A 20,493-nucleotide genomic window follows, 5' to 3' on the forward strand; every position below is an offset into this window, starting at 1 on the left:
AAATAAGGGGCCAGTGGCCCCTGAGCTTACTGGTGCGTCACCACAATCAGGCGCAGCGCGTCGAGACGCCAGTTAGCCTGATCGAGACTTTCCAGCACCTGTTCGCGATTGCTTTCCAGTGCCTCGACTTCATCGTCGCGGATGTTCGGGTTGACGGCTTTCAGCGCGTTAAGACGCGAAAGCTCGGCACCCAGCTTCTCGTTCGCTTCAGCACGTGCCGCATCGATCACCGCGCGCGCTTCGCTGACCACACTCTCTTCGGCCTGCGTCAGAATCGCATGCACATCCTGCTGCACCGCATTCACCAGTTTACTGGCGGTATGACGGTTAACGGCATTCAGCTGACGGTTAAAGCTTTCGAACTCCACTTTTCCCGCCAGGTTGGTGCCTTTGGTATCCATCAGCAGACGGATTGGCGTCGGTGGCAGGAAACGGGTCAGTTGCAGATGCTTCGGTGCCTGCGCTTCAACGACATAGATCAGCTCAACCAGCAGGGTCCCCACCGGCAGCGCCTTGTTCTTAAGCAGTGACAGTGCGCTGCTGCCGGTATCACCTGACAGGATCAGATCCAGTCCGTTACGAATCAGCGGGTGTTCCCAGGTAATAAACTGGGTATCCTCGCGCGACAGCGCCTGATCGCGGTTAAAGGTGATGGTGCAGCCATCTTCCGGCAAACCAGGGAAATCAGGCACCAGCATGTGGTCGGAAGGGGTCAGCACAATCAGATTATCGCTGCGATCTTCCTGATTGATGCCGACGATATCAAAGAGGTTGAGCGCGAAGTTCACCAGGCCGGTGTCGTTATCCTGCTCGCTGATGGCATTGGCCAGCAACTGCGCCGATTCACCCCCGTTAGAGTTCAGCTCCAGCAGGCGATCACGACCCTGTTCCAGCTGCGATTTCAGCGTGTCGTGCTGTTTACGGCAGTCAGTGATAAACGCATCGAAGCCTTCATTGTTTTCCGGCGCGGCCAGATAGCCGATCAGCTGTGAATGAACGCTGTCATAGATGGTGCGGCCGGTCGGGCAGGTGTGTTCAAACGCGTCCAGCCCTTCGTGGTACCAGCGCAGCAGCACCGCCTGTGCGGTCTGCTCCAGCCACGGTACCAGAACCTGAATGTCGTGCGCCTGACCGATACGATCCAGACGACCGATACGCTGTTCCAGCAGGTCCGGGTTAAACGGCAGGTCGAACATCACCAGACGGCTGGCAAACTGGAAGTTGCGGCCCTCTGAACCGATCTCAGAGCAAAGCAGCACCTGAGCGCCGTTCTCTTCTGAGGCAAACCAGGCCGCGGCGCGGTCGCGCTCAATGATCGACAGCCCCTCGTGGAACACCGCGGCGCGGATACCTTCGCGCTCGCGCAGTACCTGCTCCAGCTGCAGCGCGGTGGCCGCTTTGGCACAGATCACCAGCACCTTCTCTTTACGGTTAGTGGTGAGATAGCCCATCAGCCATTCCACGCGCGGATCGAAGTTCCACCAGGTGCCGCTGTCACCTTCAAATTCCTGATAAATCTGTTCCGGGTAGAGCAGGTCACGCGCCCGCTCTTCTGCGCTTTTGCGCGCGCCCATGATGCCGGAAACTTTAATCGCCGTCTGATACTGCGCTGGCAGCGGCAGGCGGATCTGATGCAGTTCGCGTTTCGGGAAGCCTTTAACCCCATTACGGGTGTTTCGGAACAGTACGCGACTGGTGCCGTGGCGGTCCATCAGCATGGAGATCAGCTCCTGACGCGCTTCCAGCTTGCCGTCACGATCGCTGTTGGCGACCTGTAGCAGCGGCTCAATGTCCTGCTCGCCGACCAGATCGTTGATTCGGTTCATCTCCTCCTGGGAGATTGCCTTGTCTGCCAGCAGTGCTGTGACAGCATCGGCAATCGGGCGGAAATGCTGCTGCTCTTCAACAAAGGCGGCAAAGTCATGGAAACGGTCCGGGTCGAGCAGGCGCAGACGGGCGAAGTGGCTCTCCATACCCAGCTGTTCTGGTGTTGCAGTCAGCAGCAGAACGCCAGCAGTTTTCTCCGCCAGCTTTTCGATAACCTGATATTCGCGGCTTGGCTCGCCTTCTGACCAGGCCAGATGGTGCGCTTCATCCACCACCAGCAGATCCCATTCGGCATCGGCCAGCATCTCAAGGCGCTGTTTGTTACGGCGCACAAAGTCCAGCGAGCAGATAATCAGCTGCTCCGTTTCAAACGGGTTGTCACTGTCGTGCTGCGCTTCGGTATAGCGATCGTCATCAAACAGCGCAAAGCGCAGGTTGAAGCGGCGCAGCATTTCGACCAGCCACTGGTGCTGTAAGGTTTCAGGCACCACGATCAGGACACGCTCAGCACGACCCGCCAGCAGCTGCTGCTGGATGATCATTCCGGCTTCAATGGTTTTACCCAGGCCAACTTCATCGGCCAGCAGCACGCGCGGCGCATGGCGGCGACCCACATCATGGGCGATATGCAACTGGTGAGGGATCAGGTTGGTGCGCATACCGCGTAAGCCGCTGATAGGCAGACGATATTGCTCGCTCTGGTATTTACGGGCGCGGAAGCGGAGGGCGAAACGATCCATCCGGTCAAGCTGGCCGGCAAACAGACGATCCTGCGGCTTACTGAACACCAGCTTGCTGTCGAGCATGACTTCGCGCAGCATCACGTCGCTTTCTTCGGTGTCCAGCCGGGTACCGATATAGGTCATCAGGTCATTTTCGTTGCGTACTTCATCGACGCGCATCTGCCAGCCTTCGTGACTGGTGATGGTATCACCCGGATTAAAGATGACGCGGGTAACCGGCGAATCGTTGCGGGCGTAGAGGCGGTTTTCCCCCGTGGCCGGAAACAGCAGGGTGATCATGCGGGTATCGATCGCCACCACGGTGCCCAGTCCCAGTTCACTTTCCGTATCACTAATCCAGCGCTGACCTAATGTAAAAACCATATTTTTTTGCTCAAATTTTAACGTTTTTAGAGGTGTTCCCAAAGCTCAGGCAATAGCGCTACCGCCAGACAAACGAGATCTGGAGCGGGAGTAAGAGCGGTGAGTTTCAGGAAGGGCGCTATGGTACTGGATGGCAGGGCGTTCGTCACCTGTCAAAAAAGCCCCAGTTGCCCTGTAATCAGTGTAGCAAAATCCCCTTCAACAAAGGGCAGAATCCCCTCTGCGATCGGCTGAAGTTGCTTCGTCACGTAGTGGTCATAGTCCAGTGGCGTGCGGCGCGCTTCCAGTGGTTCCGGACCTGCCGTCGCCATAACGTAACGAATACGGCCTCCCTTCTGGTACTGCAATGGCCGGTTTAATTTACGATTCTGCTCATCGGCCAGCCGGGCGGCACGCACATGCGGGGGCACGTTTCGTTCATATTCATTCAGCGGCCGCCGCAGACGCTTTTTGTAGATCAGCTGATCGTCGAGTTCACCGGCCAGCAACTGCGCTACGGTCGTGCGGATGTAGTCCTGCCACGGCTCACGGTGAAAAATGCGATGGTAGAGCTGCTGCTGAAACTGTTTGGCCAGCGGCGTCCAGTCGGTTCGTACCGATTCCAGCCCCTTGAAGACCATGCGCTCACCGGCAGCGTCACGAATCAGTCCGGCGTAGCGTTTCTTGCTGCCCTGTTCCGCGCCGCGAATGGTTGGCATCAGGAAGCGGCAGAAGTGGCTTTCATACTCCAGTTCCAGTGCGCTGGTCAGCCCCTGGGTTTGCTGCAGGTGGGCTCGCCACCAGGCATTCACTTTCTGCACCAGCTGCTGACCAATCGCGGCGGCCTGCTCTTCGCTGTGGGCGGACTTCAGCCAGACAAACGTGGAGTCGGTGTCGCCATAGATAACGTCGTAGCCTTCCGCCTCAATCAGTGCGCGGGTCTGCTGCATGATGGCGTGACCGCGCAGGGTAATTGAGGAGGCGAGACGCGGATCAAAGAAGCGGCAGGCGCTGGTGCCCAGCACGCCGTAAAAGGCATTCATGATGATCTTCAGTGCCTGAGACAGCGGCTGGTTGTTCTGCTTTTTCGCCGCTTCACGACCCAGCCAGATCTGCTCAACAATCGCGGGCAGACAGTGGGTATGCCGTGAGAAACGCGCTTCGCGGAAACCTTCGACTGAATCGGCATCATCAGGATGGGCCAGTCCCTCTACCAGACCCACCGGGTCGATCAGGAAGGTGCGGATAATCGACGGATAGAGGCTTTTGTAATCCAGCACCAGCACCGAGTCATACAGGCCGGGGCGCGAATCCATCACATAGCCGCCCGGACTCGCTTCCGGGGCGACATCACCCATGTTCGGGGCGACAAATCCGGCGCGATGCATCCGCGGAATATAAAGATGACCAAAGGCCGCCACCGAACCGCCGTGGCGATCGACCGCAAGGCCATTCACCGCCGCGCGTTCCAGCAGAAACGGCATAATCGCGGTTTTGTGAAAAATGCGCGTCACCAGCTCGCAGTCTTTCAGGTTATAGCGTGCCAGCGCCGGTTTATCGTTGGCAAAGCGCCAGTTGATCTCCTCCATTCGCTGCCAGGGATTATCAATCGCTTTCCCTTCACCCAGCAGCTGTTGCGACACCGACTCCAGGCTGAACGACGGGAAATCCCAGAACGCCGATTTCAGTGCGTCGATGCCATCGATAATTAACCGACCGCTGGCCTGAGCGAAAAAAACGCCGGGCTTGAAGCCATGTTCACGCCACTCCAGCGCGGCCTGCTGGCGGCCAAGACGCAACGGAATACCGTAGCGATCGGCATGCTTTTGCAGCACCCGCAGGTCAAACTGCACCACGTTCCAGCCAATCAACACGTCCGGGTCATGCTCTGCAAACCACTGGTTCAGTGCTTCAAGCAGTTGCGGGCGGCTGTCGAGATAGATCAGCTCAAAATCCAGCATGCTGGCATCACCGTTTGGCGGGCCGAGCATAAAGACCTGGCGCTGACCGCACCCCTCCAGCCCGATGCAGTAAAGCTCGCCGTGCTGCGTGGTTTCAATGTCCAGCGAGACCCATTTCAGCGGCGGGCGATAGTCGGGATGAGGTTTGAGCCGCGCATTAATCATGCTGTCGCCGTGCTGCTCGCCGTCAAACCAGACCGGGGCGGTAATAAAACGCTCCATCAGGTAGCGCTCCGGCGGACGGATATCCGCCTCATAGACCGGAATGCCCTGTTCACGCAGCCGTTTTTCGATGCGCTGTAGCTGACGATTCTGCGGGCAATAGAGACCAAAAACCGGACGGCGGCGGAAATCTTTCAGCGCTAGCGACTGAATCCGAAACTGACGTTCATCTTTAAGTAATTCGCTGACCTGCGCCTGAAATTCTTCAGGAATAAACGCGACAGACTCCTGCACCGGCAGCACCACGCGCTGCGCGCCGGCATCGGTGGCAAGCCAGAGGATAATTTCGCTGCCATGCGGGCTGTCGCGCCAGTGGCGGGTGAGCAGAAAACCTGCGCGGGGCATATTCAGATGGTCTCCGGACTCAGCAATTCAGGGGTGAGAAAACCGCTTAAGTATACCATGGATATTTATACAGTTCCCGTTACTGAGTTTTGTCAACATTGTCCTACAATTCTTGCCTTGACGCTGTGTGGCTGGCCCTGGACAATCCAGCCTTCTGCTTTTACTAAGGATGATTATGGAAGCCTGGATTCAACAACTGATTACGCAGTCTCTGGAGTGGGCGCTGTTTGCCGTTGCGCTGGTGACATTTCTGGAGTCGCTGGCGCTGGTCGGGCTGTTGCTGCCAGGTACGGTAATGATGGCCAGTCTGGGCGCGCTGGTCGGCAGTGGCGAACTTGGCCTTTACCCTGCCTGGGCTGCGGGCTTTGCCGGCTGTCTGATTGGTGATTGGGTCTCTTACGGCATCGGCTGGAAATTCCAGGGGCCGCTGCATCGCTGGAAGTATCTGCAAAAATATAAAGGCCTGCTGGATAAAACCGAGCACGCCCTGCATCAGCACAGCATGTTTACGATTCTGGTCGGTCGATTTGTAGGCCCTACGCGTCCGCTGATCCCGCTGGCGGCCGGTATGCTGGAGCTGCCGGTGCGTAAATTTCTGCCGCCAAACATTATTGGCTGCATTCTCTGGCCGCCGCTCTATCTGCTGCCCGGTATTCTGGCGGGGGTAGCGATCGATGTGCCCAAAGCCGCGCAGGGGAGCAGCTTTAAATGGCTGTTACTCGGCGCAGCACTGCTGATCTGGCTGGGTGGCTGGTTATGCTGGCGCTGGTGGCGCAGCGGCAAGAGCCGCGACTGGGCCACGGCCTGGCTGCCGCCTGAGCGTTTGCGCTGGGCAGGACCGCTGGGTCTGGTGGTCGCCGTCTCGGCGTTCGTCGGCATTCAGTTCCATCCGATGATGCCGGTTTTCCGGCATCTGCTGTGGCAGGTTTTCTTCGCCTGATGCTTAACGATGCGGGATACCGAGTACCTCGGCCTCCCGCGTCTCGCCCGACAGCAGCTGTCGGGTTTCGCCATCCCAGTACACCCGTCCATCCACAATCACCACGCTGCGCGGCGCAATCTGCTGGGCATCTTCCAGACTGTGCGACACCATCAGCAGCGTGATGCTGCGCGCTTCACACACCGAACGTACCAGTTGCAGCATCTCTCCGCGCAGCGCCGGGTCCAGCGCAGAAAAAGGCTCATCCAGCAGTAATACCGGACGATCACGCAACAGGCAGCGTGCCAGCGCCACGCGCTGTCGCTGTCCGCCCGACAGTTCGCCCGGCAGACGGGTAAGCAGATCGCCTAATCCCACCTGATCGGCCAGCGCAGCCAATTGCTGACGCTGCTCAGTGCTGAGTTTTAATCCCGGATGCAGCCCCAGCGCCATATTCTGCTGCACGCTGAGGTGCGGAAACAGGTTGTTCTCCTGAAACAGCATCGACACGGGCCGTCTGGCCGGCACGCTGTGGGTGTGCTCCTGGCCGTCAATCATCAGGGTGCCCTGTTTCACCGGCAGGAAACCGGCAATCAGGCTCAGCAGCGTGCTTTTACCGGCCCCGCTGGGGCCGAGGATCGCGATGCGCTCGCCGCGAGTGGCGTTGAGACTAAAGCGCATCGGCAGATGCTGATAAAGGTACGTGAGGTTATTCAGTGTCAGCATGGCGGTCTGGTAATTTTTCCATCAGGGTGAACAGCAACAAACAGAGCAGCAGCAGCAGCAGGGCAGTGACCGCGCCATCTGCGCCGCGATAGGCGCCGATCTGCTGATAAAGGTAGAACGGCAGCGTGCGGAAGTCGGCGCTGCCAAACAGCGCCACCACGCCAAAATCACCAATCGACAGCACGCAGGCAAAGGCCAGTGCCTGAGCCAGCGGACGCTTCAGCGCCCGCAGCTCAATCAGCCGCAGCCGGTTCCAGCCGTGGATATCCAGAGAATCGCAGAGTCTGCCATAGCGCTCTGCGACATCCCGCATCGGGTTTTCCAGCACTTTCAGCGCATAGGGAATGGCGATCAGCGCATTGGTAAAGATCACCAGCCCGTCGGCCGACTCGGGCAGGCCGATGGTGGCGTTGAACAACAGGAAAAAGCCGGTGGCGAGCACGATGCCTGGCATCGCCAGAATCAGCATGCCGCTGGTGTCGATAAGGGTTGCCGCCGCCGGGCGCTGACGCAGGCGCAGCTCGCGGCTGCTCCACAGCAGCATCATGGTCAGCACCACACAGAGCAGACCGGCGCCGGTGGCGATGCGCAATGAAGTCAACGTGGCCTGCCACAGTGCAGGCTGTGCCAGCGCGCCTCGCACTCCGCCGTGCAGACCATCGACGATGACCGCCGCCAGTGGAGGCAGCAGCAGGATCAGCGCCAGCAGGATCAGCAGCGCATCAACCAGCTGCGCCCCGCGCGAATCCTGCGGATCGCGCCAGCCGTTCAACTGACTGGTTCCGGCGGGAATCGCCTTGCTGAAGCGCTGGCTGAGCAGCACCAGCGTTACGCAGCAGCCAAGCTGGATCAGCGCCAGCAGTGCAGCGCGTCCGGGATCGTAGTCATAACTCAGCGCCTGGAATATCGCCAGCTCAATGGTCGTCGCCTGCGGGCCGCCGCCCAGCGAGAGCACGGTAGCAAAGCTGGCGAAACAGAGCATGAAGATCAGCGCGCCGGTCGGCAGCAGCTGACGCCGCAGCCATGGCCACTCCAGCAGACGAAAATGGTGCCAGCCGCGCAGGTCGAGCTGTGCCGCCAGCTGACGCTGTTCCGCCGGAATGCTCTCGAGCGCCTGCAGCATCAGGCGGGTCGCCAGCGGCAGGTTAAAGAAGACGTGCGCCAGCAAAATGCCCGATAAACCGTAGGGAGAGAAGTGGTAATCGATCCCTGCCAGCTGGCACAGCTGCGCCAGCCAGCCATTGCTACCGTAGACGGTTAGCAGCCCAAATACCGCCACCAGTACTGGCAGCACCAGCGTCATGGCGCACAAGCGCAGCAGCAGCTGGCGGCCTGGGAAACGACGTCGATAGAGCGCCCGCGCCAGCGGCACCGCAGGCAGCAGCGACAGCAGGGCGGAGAGCAGCGCCTGAGCAAACGAGAATGCGATAACGTGATGCAGATAGTCATCCTGCAGCACGCCGTGTAAGTCCGTGTCCGGCGCGGCGCGCCAGAGTGCACCGAAGGCCAGAAACGCCACAAGTGTCAGTAATGCTGTGGCGAGGGAACCGGGAATCAGCCAGCGCGGCATCAGCGGCTGACGGCGCGTTGCCACTGGCTAATCCAGCCCGAGCGCTGGCTGGCAACCTCTTCCGGCGAGAACTGCAGGGCGGTGGAAGGCACGTCGAGCGCCGCGAAACCGGCAGGCAGCGGCGTGTCGATCACCGGGTACATCCAGTTGCCGGTGGGTATGGTGCGCTGGAAGTCAGGCGAGACCATAAACTTCATGAACTGCTGCGCCAGCGCTGGCTGTTTGCTGCTGGCTAACTGCGCGGCAACTTCAACCTGCAGATAGTGGCCCTCTGCAAACGGCGCGGCGGCATAGTTCTCTTTCTTCTCTTCGATGATGTGGTAAGCCGGAGAGGTGGTGTAGCTCAGCACCAGATCACCTTCGCCCTTGAGGAACAGGCCATAGGCTTCACTCCAGCCTTTGGTGACCGTCACTGTCTTCTGTGCCAGCTTTTGCCATGCCTGCGGTGCCTGATCGCCATAGACTTTCTGCATCCACAGCAATAGACCTAATCCGGGCGTGCTGGTGCGGGGATCTTCGTAGATCACGCGCCACTTCTCCGGGCTGTCGACCAGCTCTTTCAGGCTTTTTGGCGGATTCTTCAGCCGGGTTTTGTCATAGACAAACGCGAAGTAGCCATAATCAAACGGCACGAAGGTGGTGTTGTGCCAGCCATCGGGCAGTTTCAATGTCGAGGTGTCGACCTGACTTTCGGCAAACAGGCCGGTTTTCTGCGCCGACTGCACCAGATTGTTATCCAGCCCCAGCACCACATCCGCTTTACTGTTTTTGCCTTCCATGCGCACGCGGTTCAGCAGCGAGACGCCATCTTCCAGCGTGACGAATTTCAGCTCGCAATTGCACTGGGCTTCAAAGGCTTTTTTAACCGCCGGGCCAGGGCCCCAGTCGGCGGAGAAGGCGTCGTAGGTGTAGACCGTGAGAACCGGCTTGGCCGCCAGAACGGGGGCGGAGAGTAACAGCAGCACCGGCAGAACTTTGTTTAACACTTTGCGCTCCTTCAGGAGAATAGGGGATGAGTCGCAAAGGATCTGAGCACAGAGGCCTCTCAAATCCCTACGTCGGTATTAACCGAATCAGGTTCGACGGGTCTCTCTCAGCTGCTTGCTTGTGGCAGGCCGCACCCCGTTGAGAACGTCACATTCTAGTCATTTCAGCGCCAGGGCGAAAGCGTCACAGCGCCGGTGGCGCGAACCAGGCCGATTTAAAATCAAACCAGCCCAGGGTATTCATCCGCACACCGCGCATGCTGCGCTGGCCTTCCAGCAGCAGCCAGTGGTGAAACAGCGGATGCAGACCGGCTTCTTCGACCAGCTGTTTGCTCCATTCGGCCAGCGGCAGCGTTTTTTCGCGCCAGCGGGCCGCATCGCCGTGCCAGTCGATCGGCAGACAGTGATGCAGTAGCGGAATCTCATAAAGCTGCGCGAACAGCGAATAATTCAGCGGCAGGGTGAAGTTCACGCTGCCCAGCCAGATATCACTTTCCGCGTCGCCCTGATACCAGCTTTCGTAGCTAATCTCACGGGTCTCCAGCGTGACGCCATGCGCTGCCAGCAGCGGACGCAGCGCATTAGCGATGCCTTCATGCTCCACGTGCTGGCTGTACCAGGTCAGCGTCAGGTGCGTTAAGCCAGGCGGTTTTTCCACTGGCGTCAGGTCACGCCGGTGATGCCAGCGCGGCAGCAGGCCATACGCCGGAAACCAGTAACGCTGATAACCGACACCGGCATGATTGAGCAGGGCGATGGGGTTAAAGAGGTAACTGACCCAGCGGCGGACCGCCTCGTTGCTACCCTGCTCTGAACGCTGATCGAACAGCAGATAGTAGCAGCCCTCTTCAAGGCGGCTCTCCTCCTGAATCTCATCAATGCTGTCACCCTGCAGACGGACACCGGCATAGACCAGTTCATCGCTGATGTCGGGCAGTACCCAGATAGAGACATCATCAATCAGGGCGCGAAAACCGAAGTAGTCATCAAACGCTTCGATTTTCAGCTGGCTCTCCTGATTGCGTATCACCCGGTAAGGACCTGTGCCAACCGGCTGGCGGGCAAAATCACGCAGCGTCGGCCATTCGCGCGGCAGGATCATCGCACTGACGCTGCCCAGCAGCCAAGGCAAACCCTCGTCGGGCTGGCTTAAACGAATGTCCAGCGTCCAGGGGGCAGGTAAGTCAATCTGCTCTATATGGGAAAAGAGGGGATGGGTGCGCTGACGCTCCAGCGTGGCGAGCACATCCTCCATCTCCAGTTCTCTGCCGTGATGGAAGCGAATCGCCGGACGCACAAAGAAGCGCCAGTGAAGCGGAGAGGTCTGCTGCCAGTGGTGTGCAATATCAGGTTCAATTTCCCCGTTTTCCTCATTTATGCGCGTCAGGCCGTTGAAAATCTGTCGGGCAATATGCGTTTCCGAGCGCCGCAGCGCCGAACCGGGCAGCAGGTTAAGCAGCGGACGATAGTAGAGCACCCGCAGGATATGCTTGCCCTGCCGGAAACTGCGCCCCAGGTGTGCCCCAATCATCTGCCGCACCTGATTCTTATCGCCCACTAACTGGACCAGTTGATCGATGCGATCCTGTTCCAGCAAATCCTCGGCACGCTGCTGTTGTAAAGCCAGTCCGGTATAGCAGAAGGAGAGCTGTGAACGCTTGCCGCGTCCGGCTTCCGCCTGCCAGATCAGCCAGCCCGCGGCCTGCATCCGGTTGAGCAGATTGCGCATATGGCGGCGCGAGCAGTGCAGCAGGTCAGCCAGTTCGCTGAGGGTAATCTCCTGCGTTTGCCCCTGGCAGCTCTGCCACAGGCGAATGAACTGCTGCTTCAGACGTGATGAGGACATAAAAGGGGAACTCCCGGTGAAAAGCGCTCTGTTTTTTCTGCCCCATTTTAAGAGCAAACTTTGCGCTATGGGAAGAGCGGGAGGCATTCAGCACTGAATGGCGTTCGACCCTCACTTCGCTGTTCAGTGGAGTGCTTTTCTGAGTAGGGTGCATTTACACCGCCAGCAGATGATCTCTGCTGGCTTTTTTCATGTTGCGCGGTATCGTCTACCCTTCTTTTTCCCCTCTGTTTGTTCTGAAAGGGATTTCGCTATGAAATCGCTGTTAACGCGGCAGCGCCGCATCAATCCGGTTTACCTCGCTTTTATGGTCGCCTCGTTCATGCTGGGCATCGCAGGCGCACTACAGGCACCAACACTTAGCCTGTTTCTGACGCGCGAGGTACAGGCGCGGCCCTTCTGGGTCGGGCTGTTTTTCACCATCAATGCGGTGGCCGGTATCGTGGTGAGTATGCTGGTGGCTAAGCGCTCAGACAGTGTTGGCGATCGTCGGCATATTATTCTTTTTTGTTGCCTGATGGCGCTGGTGAATGCGCTGCTGTTTGCCTTTACCCGCCATTATCTGACCCTGCTGACGCTGGGTGTGCTGCTGTCGGCGCTGGCCAGCGTCTCTATGCCTCAGCTGTTTGCGCTGGCGCGGGAGTATGCCGATCAGTCGGCGCGTGAAGCGGTGATGTTCAGTTCGGTGATGCGTGCCCAGCTGTCGCTGGCATGGGTAATCGGGCCACCGTTGTCGTTCGCGCTGGCGCTGAACTACGGTTTTGTGACGCTGTTTATGGTGGCTGCCGCGCTGTTTCTGATCTGTATCCTGCTGGTCTGGTTTACGCTGCCGTCTGTGCCACGCACGCAGCCGCTGATGCAAAGCGGCGGGCTGCCGATAAGCGGCTGGCGCGATCGGGATGTGCGGTTGCTGTTCATCGCTTCCGTCGTGATGTGGACCTGCAACACGATGTATATCATCGATATGCCGCTCTATATCAGCACAACGCTGGGACTGCCGGAGAAGCTGGCCGGTCTGCTGATGGGGACGGCGGCCGGGCTGGAGATTCCGGTGATGCTGCTGGCGGGACATTACGCGCGTCGCATCGGTAAGCGCAGGTTAATGCTGATTGCGGTGGCGGCTGGCGTCCTGTTTTATCTGGGGCTGGTGCTGTTCAACTCCCGCACCTCGCTGATGGTGTTGCAGCTGTTCAACGCGGTGTTTGTCGGAATTATTGCGGGTATCGGGATGCTGTGGTTCCAGGATCTGATGCCCGGGCGGCCCGGTGCGGCGACAACAATGTTTACTAACTCGATCTCGACCGGCATGATTCTGGCAGGGGTGATTCAGGGAACGCTGAGTGAGCGGCTGGGGCATGAGGCGGTTTACTGGCTGGCATTCGGGCTGGCGATTGTGGCGCTGGTGATGTCGGCGCGGGTGCGCGACGTATAAAAGAGAAAGGCGACAGGATGTCACTCCTGGATTTCTGACAAACTCCGATTCGAGGGAGTCTGACCGCAACAACACGCTTTACACGAAGGCAACACGGGCAGAGGAGAAAAGCGTCCCGCGCCATGGACGGCGCGGGACGAGCGGCCAGGGAAGGTTTAATCGACTTTCCGATCTGACCGTGTTGCCTTCGCAGGCTCGATCTCATAGCGGGCCAGAACCGAGATTGCCTGCAACCTCAGGCGACGGGATGTCGCCCTGTTTTAACTCAATCAGCGCAGGAAAGCGGGCTGATTCTGCTCGTACTGAGAAATCGAGGCTTCGTGCTGCAGTGTCAGGCCGATGCTGTCGAGGCCGTTAATCATGCAGTGGCGGCGGAAGCTGTCGAGCTCAAACGGATAGACTTTATCACCTGCGGTGACCGTCTGCGCTTCCAGATCAACCGTGAAGCTGATGCCCGGCTGGGCCGCAACCAGTCTGAACAGCTCATCCACTTCCTCTTCGCTTAATTTCACCGGCAGCAGCTGGTTGTTAAAGCTGTTGCCGTAAAAGATATCGGCGAAGCTCGGCGCAATCACCACGTGAAAACCGAAATCGGTCAGCGCCCAGGGGGCATGCTCACGTGATGAGCCGCAGCCAAAGTTCTCGCGTGCCAGCAGGATGCTGGTGCCTTTGAACGCCGGCTTGTTCAGCACAAAGCCGGGCGTTGGCACGGTGCCCGCGTCATCTTCAAAGCGCCAGTCGTGGAACAGGTGCTGACCGAAACCGGTACGGGTCACCTTCTGTAAAAACTGCTTGGGAATGATGGCATCCGTATCGACGTTCGCGGCGTCCAGCGGCGCAACAATGCCGGTGTGCTGAGTAAATTTATTCGCCATGACTTAAGCTCCTGTCGTCAGTTCACGGATGTCGGCAAAGTGGCCGGTCACGGCAGCCGCCGCGGCCATCGCGGGGCTGACCAGATGGGTACGTCCACCACGGCCCTGGCGACCTTCAAAGTTACGGTTGCTGGTAGATGCGCAACGCTCGCCCGGATTCAAACGGTCATTGTTCATCGCCAGGCACATTGAGCAGCCAGGCAGACGCCATTCAAAGCCCGCTTCCAGGAAGATTTTATCCAGACCTTCCGCTTCAGCCTGCGCTTTTACCGGGCCGGAACCTGGCACCACCATGGCGACCACGCCAGGCGCGACTTTGCGGCCTTTGGCGATGGCGGCGGCGGCACGCAGATCTTCAATACGCGAGTTGGTGCAGGAGCCGATAAAGACTTTATCAATCGCGACATCGGTCAGTCTGATGCCCGGCTGCAGGTTCATGTAGGCCAGCGCTTTTTCCGCGGAGGCACGCTCAACCGGATCGGCGAATGAGGCCGGGTTCGGGATCAGCTGATCAACGGCAATCACCTGACCCGGGTTAGTGCCCCAGGTGACCTGCGGTGCGATCTCTTCAGCATGCAGCGTCACTACCGCATCATACTTCGCGCCTTCATCAGATTTCAGGGTGCGCCAGTATTCAACGGCCTGCTCCCATTTCTCACCCTGGGGTGAGAACTGACGACCTTTCAGGTAGTTGAAGGTAGTGTCATCCGGTGCCACCAGGCCCGCTTTCGCGCCCATCTCAATCGCCATATTGCACAGGGTCATACGACCTTCCATGCTCAGCGCCTGAATAGCCGGGCCGCAGAATTCAACCACATAGCCGGTGCCGCCTGCGCTGCCGGTTTTGCCGATGATCGCCAACACGATATCTTTTGCTGTAATGCCGGTTGACGCCTGGCCCAGCACTTCAATCTTCATGGTTTTCGCGCGACCCTGTTTCAGGGTCTGAGTGGCAAACACATGCTCCACTTCAGAGGTGCCGATACCAAAGGCCAGCGAGCCGAACGCGCCGTGCGTCGCGGTGTGCGAGTCGCCGCAGACAATCGTCATGCCCGGCAGCGTCATGCCCTGCTCAGGGCCGATAACGTGGACGATGCCCTGGAATGGGTGATTCAGGTCATACAGCTGTACGCCAAATTCTTCGCAGTTCTTCATCAGCTCCTGCATCTGAATACGCGCCATCTCGCCCGACGCATTGATATCTTTGGTCTGTGTCGAAACGTTGTGATCCATGGTGGCGAAGGTTTTACCTGGCTGACGGACTTTGCGTCCGTGCGCACGCAGACCATCAAAGGCCTGTGGCGAGGTCACTTCATGAATCAGGTGACGATCGATGTAGAGTAACGGCGTTTCGTTCGGCGCTTCGTGGACGACATGTGCATCAAATAACTTCTGGTATAAGGTTTTCATTTTTTTATTTTTCCTCGGCGATAAAGCGGGCAATGATGCTGCCCATCTCATCTGTGCTGACTGCAGGGCCATCACCGGCTAAATCTTTGGTGCGGTAACCCTGTTCCAGCGCACGGCTGATGGCGCGTTCGATGCTGTCGGCAGCGGCATCGGCATTCAGGCTGTAACGCAGCAGCAGCGACAGCGACAGGATCTGAGCGACCGGGTTGGCAATATTCTGACCGGCGATGTCAGGGGCTGAACCACCCGCGGGTTCAAACAGGCCAAAGCCCGCTTCATTCAGGCTGGCGGACGGCAGCATACCCATTGAGCCGGTGATCATGGCGCACTCATCAGACAGAATGTCACCGAACAGGTTAGAGCAGAGCAGCACGTCAAACTGCGACGGGTCTTTGATCAGCTGCATAGTCGCGTTGTCGATATAGATGTGGCTCAGCTGCACGTCCGGGTACTCTTTTGCTACTTCGTTGACGATTTCACGCCACATGACTGAGGTCTGCAGCACGTTAGCTTTGTCAACCGAGGTGACTTTGTTACGACGTTTGCGCGCCGATTCAAACGCGATACGGGCGATGCGTTCAATTTCGAAACGGTGGTAGACCTCGGTATCAAAAGCACGCTCTTCCGGGCCGCTGCCTTCGCGTCCTTTAGGCTGACCAAAATAGATACCGCCGGTCAGTTCACGCACGCACAGAATGTCAAAGCCTTTCGCGGCAATGTCGGCGCGCAGTGGGCAGAAGGCTTCCAGTCCGCTGTAGAGCGCTGCCGGACGCAGGTTACTGAACAGCTTAAAATGCTTGCGCAGCGGCAGCAGCGCACCGCGTTCCGGCTGTGATGCCGGGGGTAAATGCTCCCACTTCGGACCGCCAACGGAGCCAAACAGGATCGCGTCGGCCTGCTCGCAGCCTGCAACAGTTGCGGGCGGCAGGGGTTCGCCGTGCTGATCGATAGCAATGCCGCCGACCGCATATTCCTGGGTGGTAATCTGCATATCAAAGCGCTGACGAATGGCATCCAGCACTTTCATTGCCTGGGCCATCACTTCCGGGCCGATACCGTCGCCGGGTAAAACTGCGATATGAGAAGAGGTGGACATGGTTATACGGTTTCCTTCTGATCTTTAAATTTGCGCTGCAATTCTTGTTCAACCTGACGGGCACGCCAGATATTGTTCAGAGCGTTGACCATCGCTTTCGCAGAGGACTCGACGATATCGGTCGCCAGACCAATACCGTGGAATTTACGGCCGTTGTAGCTCACAACGATATCCACCTGTCCCAGCGCGTTTTCGCCGTGGCCTTTCGCGGTCAGCTTGTAGTTAACCAGCTCAGCGTCAAACTGCGTGATGCGGTTAATCGCCTGATAGACCGCGTCAACCGGACCGTTACCGGTAGCGGCATCCGATTTAGCGACATCACCGCAGCCCAGATTTACAGAGGCGGTAGCAGTCATGCTGGAACCGGTCTGGACGTTAAATTCGTGCAGCTGGAAATGCTCCGGCTCTTCATTCTGTTTGTTGATGAAGGCCAGCGCTTCCAGGTCGTAATCAAAGACCTGACCTTTTTTGTCGGCCAGCTTCAGGAAGGCGTCATACAGCGTATCCAGATTGTAATCCTGCTCGGCATAGCCCATCTCTTCCATACGATGTTTAACCGCCGCACGGCCTGAACGTGAGGTCAGGTTCAGCTGGATTTTGTGTAAGCCAATTGACTCTGGCGTCAGGATTTCATAGTTCTCGCGATTCTTCAGTACGCCATCCTGATGAATACCGGAGGAGTGGGCGAAGGCGTTGGAGCCGACCACCGCTTTGTTAGCCGGAATCGGCATGTTGCAGATCTGGCTGACCATCTGGCTGGTGCGATAGATTTCCTGATGATTGATAGTGGTGTGAACATTCATGATCTGCTGACGGGTTTTAATCGCCATGATCACCTCTTCCAGCGCACAGTTACCGGCACGTTCACCCAGGCCATTCATCGTGCCTTCAACCTGACGCGCGCCTGCCTGAACGGCAGCCAGTGCGTTACCGGTGGCCATCCCCAGGTCGTCGTGGGTGTGGACAGAGATAATCGCTTTGTCGATATTGGGAACGCGATTCATCAGCTCACTGATGATATGTGCGTACTCGCCTGGCAGGGTGTAGCCAACGGTATCCGGGATGTTGATGGTGGTCGCACCGGCGTTAATCGTCGCTTCAACCATCCGGCACAGGTCATCAATTGGCGTACGGCCGCCATCTTCACAGGAGAACTCAACGTCACTGGTGTAGTTACGTGCACGCTTCACCATATGCACCGCACGCTCAATCACTTCCGGCAGCGTACTGCGCAGTTTTGTAGCGATGTGCATGGGTGACGTCGCGATAAAGGTATGGATACGGAAGGCTTCGGCAACGCGCAGTGATTCGTACGCCGCGTCGATGTCTTTCTCCACACAACGCGCCAGCCCGCAGACCCGGCTATTTTTGATGGTGCGGGCAATGGTCTGTACTGATTCAAAGTCGCCTGGTGAAGAGACCGGGAAACCCACTTCCATCACATCCACGCCCATACGCTCCAGCGCTAAGGCAATCTGCAATTTTTCTTTCACACTCAGGCTGGCCTGTAATGCCTGCTCACCATCGCGCAGAGTGGTATCGAAAATAATGACTTGCTGGCTCATCGTATTCATCCTTTTGCTTTTTCGGGCCTGGCAACGAGCATAAAAAAACCCGCGACAGGCGCGGGTTTTTAACTTTCAGCAGGTTTGAATCAGTGTTTGATTCCGCCCACAAGTCTACCGCGCAAGCTGAGTGCGTTTAGTAGTAGACCGAGAAGGCGAACAGAACGAAACATGGATTCAAACCTTATAAAATGTTGTGCTGTACATATTGGTACTGGAATCGCTCAGGGATGTCAACCTTCAATGCAGGGGTATTATCCGGGACGATGAAGAAAGATATTCTGTTATTTAACGGTCCGGCAGCGTAATGAACAGCGCGTCAGTTGCGGCGGAAGCGAACATTGTCAGAATGCACTCTTTTACGGGCTGGTTGATGATTTATTTAATTGAAAGTAAAAGATTTTATTGGTCTTGTGTCCAGCGGCGTCACAGGATTTATCACCTGCCGGTTAGCATAATCGAATGCGCTTGCGTGATTTACTGGTTAATTACGCCAGAAAAGAAAAGTGTCAGGCGATTGTGGGCTATTGCAGGCGGTAATAAGTTTTCGTTATTTCTTATATCACGCTGAAAATAATTTCTTACTTAGCATTTTCGTCTGCGGTTCTGCGACGTAATTAGTTTAATCCGCGCAGCCAATTCTTATCAGGCAGAGCCTTTACGTCCCGGCCTTTTAATTTACGCGGGTTTGTGGTTTGCCTGCCCGGTTAACTGCGGTTATGGTAATTGACCTACTCTCATAACAATGAACTCAACAGATTTCTCTGTAACAGGACAGCGGCACATGTTTTCGCTGTCGTGCATAAACATAAGATTTTGATTGGCAAAGCAGGCACCAGGGCAACGTGTTACGCACCAACGGGCGTAGTAACCGGGCCGGGTCCTCAAGCCTGGAGGCAGAAGATGGAGATGTTGTCAGGAGCCGAAATGGTCGTCCGTTCGTTAATCGATCAGGGCGTTAAGCAGGTATTCGGTTATCCGGGTGGCGCAGTCCTGGATATCTATGATGCGCTGCAAACCGTCGGGGGTATCGATCATATTCTGGTGCGCCATGAGCAGGGCGCAGTGCATATGGCTGACGGCCTGGCACGCGCCACTGGCGAAGTCGGCGTGGTGCTGGTCACCTCAGGACCGGGTGCAACCAATGCGATTACCGGTATCGCTACCGCCTATATGGACTCGATTCCGCTGGTGATTCTGTCGGGTCAGGTTCCTTCGTCGCTGATTGGCTATGACGCCTTTCAGGAGTGCGACATGGTCGGCATCTCTCGTCCGGTGGTGAAGCACAGCTTCCTGGTGAAAAGCACCGAAGAGATCCCAACCGTGCTGAAAAAGGCGTTCTGGCTGGCCTCCAGCGGACGTCCGGGACCAGTGGTGATCGACCTGCCAAAAGATATTCTGAATCCGGCCAATAAACTGCCTTATCACTGGCCAGAGTCAGTGAGCATGCGCTCTTATAACCCGACTATTCAGGGTCACAAAGGGCAGATTAAGCGTGCGCTGACGACGCTGCTGGCTGCGAAAAAGCCGGTGATCTACGCGGGTGGCGGTGCCATTACCGCAGGCTGCGAAGCGGAACTGTTACAGCTGGCTGAGAGCCTGAATATTCCGGTAACGACCTCGCTGATGGGCCTGGGCGCTTTCCCGGGTACCCATCGTCAGTGCGTTGGTATGCTGGGTATGCACGGTACCTATGAAGCCAACATGACGATGCACAATACCGACCTGATTTTTGGTATTGGTGTTCGCTTCGATGACCGCACCACCAACAATCTGGCGAAATATTGTCCCAACGCCACGGTGATGCATATCGATATCGACCCGACCTCTATCTCCAAGACGGTATCGGCGGATGTCCCGATTGTGGGTGATGCAAAACAGGTGCTGCAGCAGATGCTGGAGTTGCTGGCGCAAAGCGACACTCTATCGCGCGCTGAGAGCCTGCACGAGTGGTGGCAGGCAATTGAGGGCTGGCGCAGTCGTCACTGTCTGGCGTTTGATCGCACCAGCGACAAAATCAAGCCGCAGGCCGTGATTGAAACTATCAGCCGTCTGACCAAAGGCGATGCGTACGTCACGTCGGATGTGGGACAGCATCAGATGTTTGCGGCGCTCTATTATCCTTTCGACAAACCGCGCCGCTGGATCAACTCTGGCGGTCTCGGCACCATGGGCTTCGGTCTGCCCGCAGCACTTGGCGTGAAGATGGCGCTGCCAGAAGAGACCGTCATCTGTGTAACGGGCGATGGCAGTATCCAGATGAACATTCAGGAGCTCTCTACCGCGCTGCAGTACGATCTGCAGGTGCTGGTGCTGAACCTGAATAACCGGGTGCTGGGCATGGTGAAGCAGTGGCAGGATATGATCTATTCCGGTCGTCACTCCCAGTCTTATATGGAATCGCTGCCTGACTTCGTGCGTCTGGCGGAAGCTTATGGACATGTCGGCATCGCGATTGAGCACCCGGCTGAGCTGGAAGAGAAGCTGACGCTGGCGCTGGAAACGCTGGCGAAAGGACGTCTGGTGTTTGTGGATGTCACCGTTGACGGTAGCGAGCATGTTTACCCGATGCAGATTCGCGGTGGCAGCATGGATGAGATGTGGTTAAGCAAAACGGAGAGGACATAA

Annotated in this window: 14 protein-coding genes and 1 riboswitch; of the genes, 3 read left to right on the top strand and 11 right to left on the bottom strand. The window is 57.5% G+C overall.

Going from position 1 to position 20,493, the window contains the following annotated elements:
• Window positions 1–26: 26 nt before the first annotated feature.
• Both rapA and polB read right to left on the bottom strand, forming a co-directional pair.
• Entirely contained in the window at window positions 27–2,933 is a 2,907-nt protein-coding gene (rapA, locus tag AC6I8J_RS03145) for an RNA polymerase-associated protein RapA (RefSeq protein WP_161731656.1), read from the bottom strand.
• 152 nt (window positions 2,934–3,085) lie between these two features.
• Window positions 3,086–5,446 (bottom strand): DNA polymerase II, encoded by a 2,361-nt coding sequence (gene polB, locus AC6I8J_RS03150; RefSeq protein ID WP_161731741.1) that lies wholly within the window; start codon window positions 5,444–5,446, stop codon window positions 3,086–3,088.
• A 169-nt stretch (window positions 5,447–5,615) separates the two neighbouring features.
• Here polB and AC6I8J_RS03155 point away from each other — a divergent pair, with 169 nt between their 5' ends.
• Window positions 5,616–6,380, top strand: a complete 765-nt coding sequence (locus AC6I8J_RS03155) for a DedA family protein (RefSeq protein WP_161731654.1) — start codon at window positions 5,616–5,618, stop codon at window positions 6,378–6,380.
• Window positions 6,381–6,383: 3 nt separating this feature from the next.
• Here AC6I8J_RS03155 and thiQ read toward each other — a convergent pair whose 3' ends face one another.
• From thiQ to sgrR, 4 genes are all read right to left on the bottom strand, one after another.
• Window positions 6,384–7,085 (bottom strand): thiamine ABC transporter ATP-binding protein ThiQ, encoded by a 702-nt coding sequence (thiQ, locus tag AC6I8J_RS03160; RefSeq protein WP_161731652.1) that lies wholly within the window; start codon window positions 7,083–7,085, stop codon window positions 6,384–6,386.
• Complete coding sequence (thiP, locus tag AC6I8J_RS03165; RefSeq protein ID WP_440829859.1) at window positions 7,069–8,679, bottom strand: thiamine/thiamine pyrophosphate ABC transporter permease ThiP; 1,611 nt, start codon at window positions 8,677–8,679, stop codon at window positions 7,069–7,071. Before thiP ends, thiQ begins: the two co-directional genes overlap by 17 nt.
• Window positions 8,655–9,641 carry a thiamine ABC transporter substrate binding subunit gene (gene thiB / locus AC6I8J_RS03170; RefSeq protein WP_161731648.1) on the bottom strand — a complete coding sequence of 329 codons (987 nt, stop codon included), beginning with the start codon at window positions 9,639–9,641 and terminating at the stop codon, window positions 8,655–8,657. The genes thiP and thiB overlap by 25 nt, the downstream gene beginning before the upstream one ends.
• A 46-nt stretch (window positions 9,642–9,687) precedes the next feature.
• Window positions 9,688–9,790: riboswitch (TPP riboswitch) on the bottom strand.
• A gap of 35 nt (window positions 9,791–9,825) precedes the next feature.
• Window positions 9,826–11,487, bottom strand: a complete 1,662-nt coding sequence (sgrR, locus tag AC6I8J_RS03175) for an HTH-type transcriptional regulator SgrR (protein ID WP_497825082.1) — start codon at window positions 11,485–11,487, stop codon at window positions 9,826–9,828.
• Between the two features lie 253 nt (window positions 11,488–11,740).
• Between sgrR and AC6I8J_RS03180 the strand changes: the two genes are divergently transcribed.
• Complete coding sequence (locus tag AC6I8J_RS03180; RefSeq protein ID WP_150010845.1) at window positions 11,741–12,919, top strand: MFS transporter; 1,179 nt, start codon at window positions 11,741–11,743, stop codon at window positions 12,917–12,919.
• 269 nt (window positions 12,920–13,188) lie between these two features.
• Here the strand turns inward: AC6I8J_RS03180 and leuD are convergent, their stop codons facing one another.
• The 5 genes from leuD to leuL form a co-directional block, all read right to left on the bottom strand.
• Window positions 13,189–13,794, bottom strand: coding sequence for a 3-isopropylmalate dehydratase small subunit (gene leuD / locus AC6I8J_RS03185; protein ID WP_161731642.1), 606 nt, complete (start codon window positions 13,792–13,794; stop codon window positions 13,189–13,191).
• 3 nt (window positions 13,795–13,797) lie between these two features.
• Window positions 13,798–15,204, bottom strand: coding sequence for a 3-isopropylmalate dehydratase large subunit (leuC, locus tag AC6I8J_RS03190; RefSeq protein ID WP_161731640.1), 1,407 nt, complete (start codon window positions 15,202–15,204; stop codon window positions 13,798–13,800).
• A gap of 4 nt (window positions 15,205–15,208) precedes the next feature.
• Window positions 15,209–16,300, bottom strand: coding sequence for a 3-isopropylmalate dehydrogenase (leuB, locus tag AC6I8J_RS03195; RefSeq protein ID WP_098051507.1), 1,092 nt, complete (start codon window positions 16,298–16,300; stop codon window positions 15,209–15,211).
• A gap of 2 nt (window positions 16,301–16,302) precedes the next feature.
• Window positions 16,303–17,865, bottom strand: a complete 1,563-nt coding sequence (leuA, locus tag AC6I8J_RS03200) for a 2-isopropylmalate synthase (RefSeq protein WP_161731638.1) — start codon at window positions 17,863–17,865, stop codon at window positions 16,303–16,305.
• Between the two features lie 89 nt (window positions 17,866–17,954).
• Entirely contained in the window at window positions 17,955–18,038 is an 84-nt protein-coding gene (gene leuL, locus AC6I8J_RS03205; RefSeq protein ID WP_099257765.1) for a leu operon leader peptide, read from the bottom strand.
• A 730-nt stretch (window positions 18,039–18,768) separates the two neighbouring features.
• Here leuL and ilvI point away from each other — a divergent pair.
• A complete protein-coding gene (gene ilvI, locus AC6I8J_RS03210; protein WP_497825083.1) occupies window positions 18,769–20,493 on the top strand; it encodes an acetolactate synthase 3 large subunit in 1,725 nt (574 codons plus the stop codon).

The organism is Pantoea sp. X-Soil-ISGK-355, from assembly GCF_059730805.1.

What these genes read in the sequence shown, in the direction of transcription:
- rapA (WP_161731656.1), bottom strand. Translation starts at nt 2,933, where the DNA reads ATGGTTTTTACATTAGGTCAGCGCTGGATTAGTGATACGGAAAGTGAA.
- thiQ (WP_161731652.1), bottom strand. Translation starts at nt 7,085, where the DNA reads ATGCTGACACTGAATAACCTCACGTACCTTTATCAGCATCTGCCGATG.
- leuB (WP_098051507.1), bottom strand. Translation starts at nt 16,300, where the DNA reads ATGTCCACCTCTTCTCATATCGCAGTTTTACCCGGCGACGGTATCGGC.
- ilvI (WP_497825083.1), top strand. Translation starts at nt 18,769, where the DNA reads ATGGAGATGTTGTCAGGAGCCGAAATGGTCGTCCGTTCGTTAATCGAT.
- AC6I8J_RS03155 (WP_161731654.1), top strand. Translation starts at nt 5,616, where the DNA reads ATGGAAGCCTGGATTCAACAACTGATTACGCAGTCTCTGGAGTGGGCG.
- leuD (WP_161731642.1), bottom strand. Translation starts at nt 13,794, where the DNA reads ATGGCGAATAAATTTACTCAGCACACCGGCATTGTTGCGCCGCTGGAC.
- leuA (WP_161731638.1), bottom strand. Translation starts at nt 17,865, where the DNA reads ATGAGCCAGCAAGTCATTATTTTCGATACCACTCTGCGCGATGGTGAG.
- leuC (WP_161731640.1), bottom strand. Translation starts at nt 15,204, where the DNA reads ATGAAAACCTTATACCAGAAGTTATTTGATGCACATGTCGTCCACGAA.
- AC6I8J_RS03180 (WP_150010845.1), top strand. Translation starts at nt 11,741, where the DNA reads ATGAAATCGCTGTTAACGCGGCAGCGCCGCATCAATCCGGTTTACCTC.
- sgrR (WP_497825082.1), bottom strand. Translation starts at nt 11,487, where the DNA reads ATGTCCTCATCACGTCTGAAGCAGCAGTTCATTCGCCTGTGGCAGAGC.
- leuL (WP_099257765.1), bottom strand. Translation starts at nt 18,038, where the DNA reads ATGTTTCGTTCTGTTCGCCTTCTCGGTCTACTACTAAACGCACTCAGC.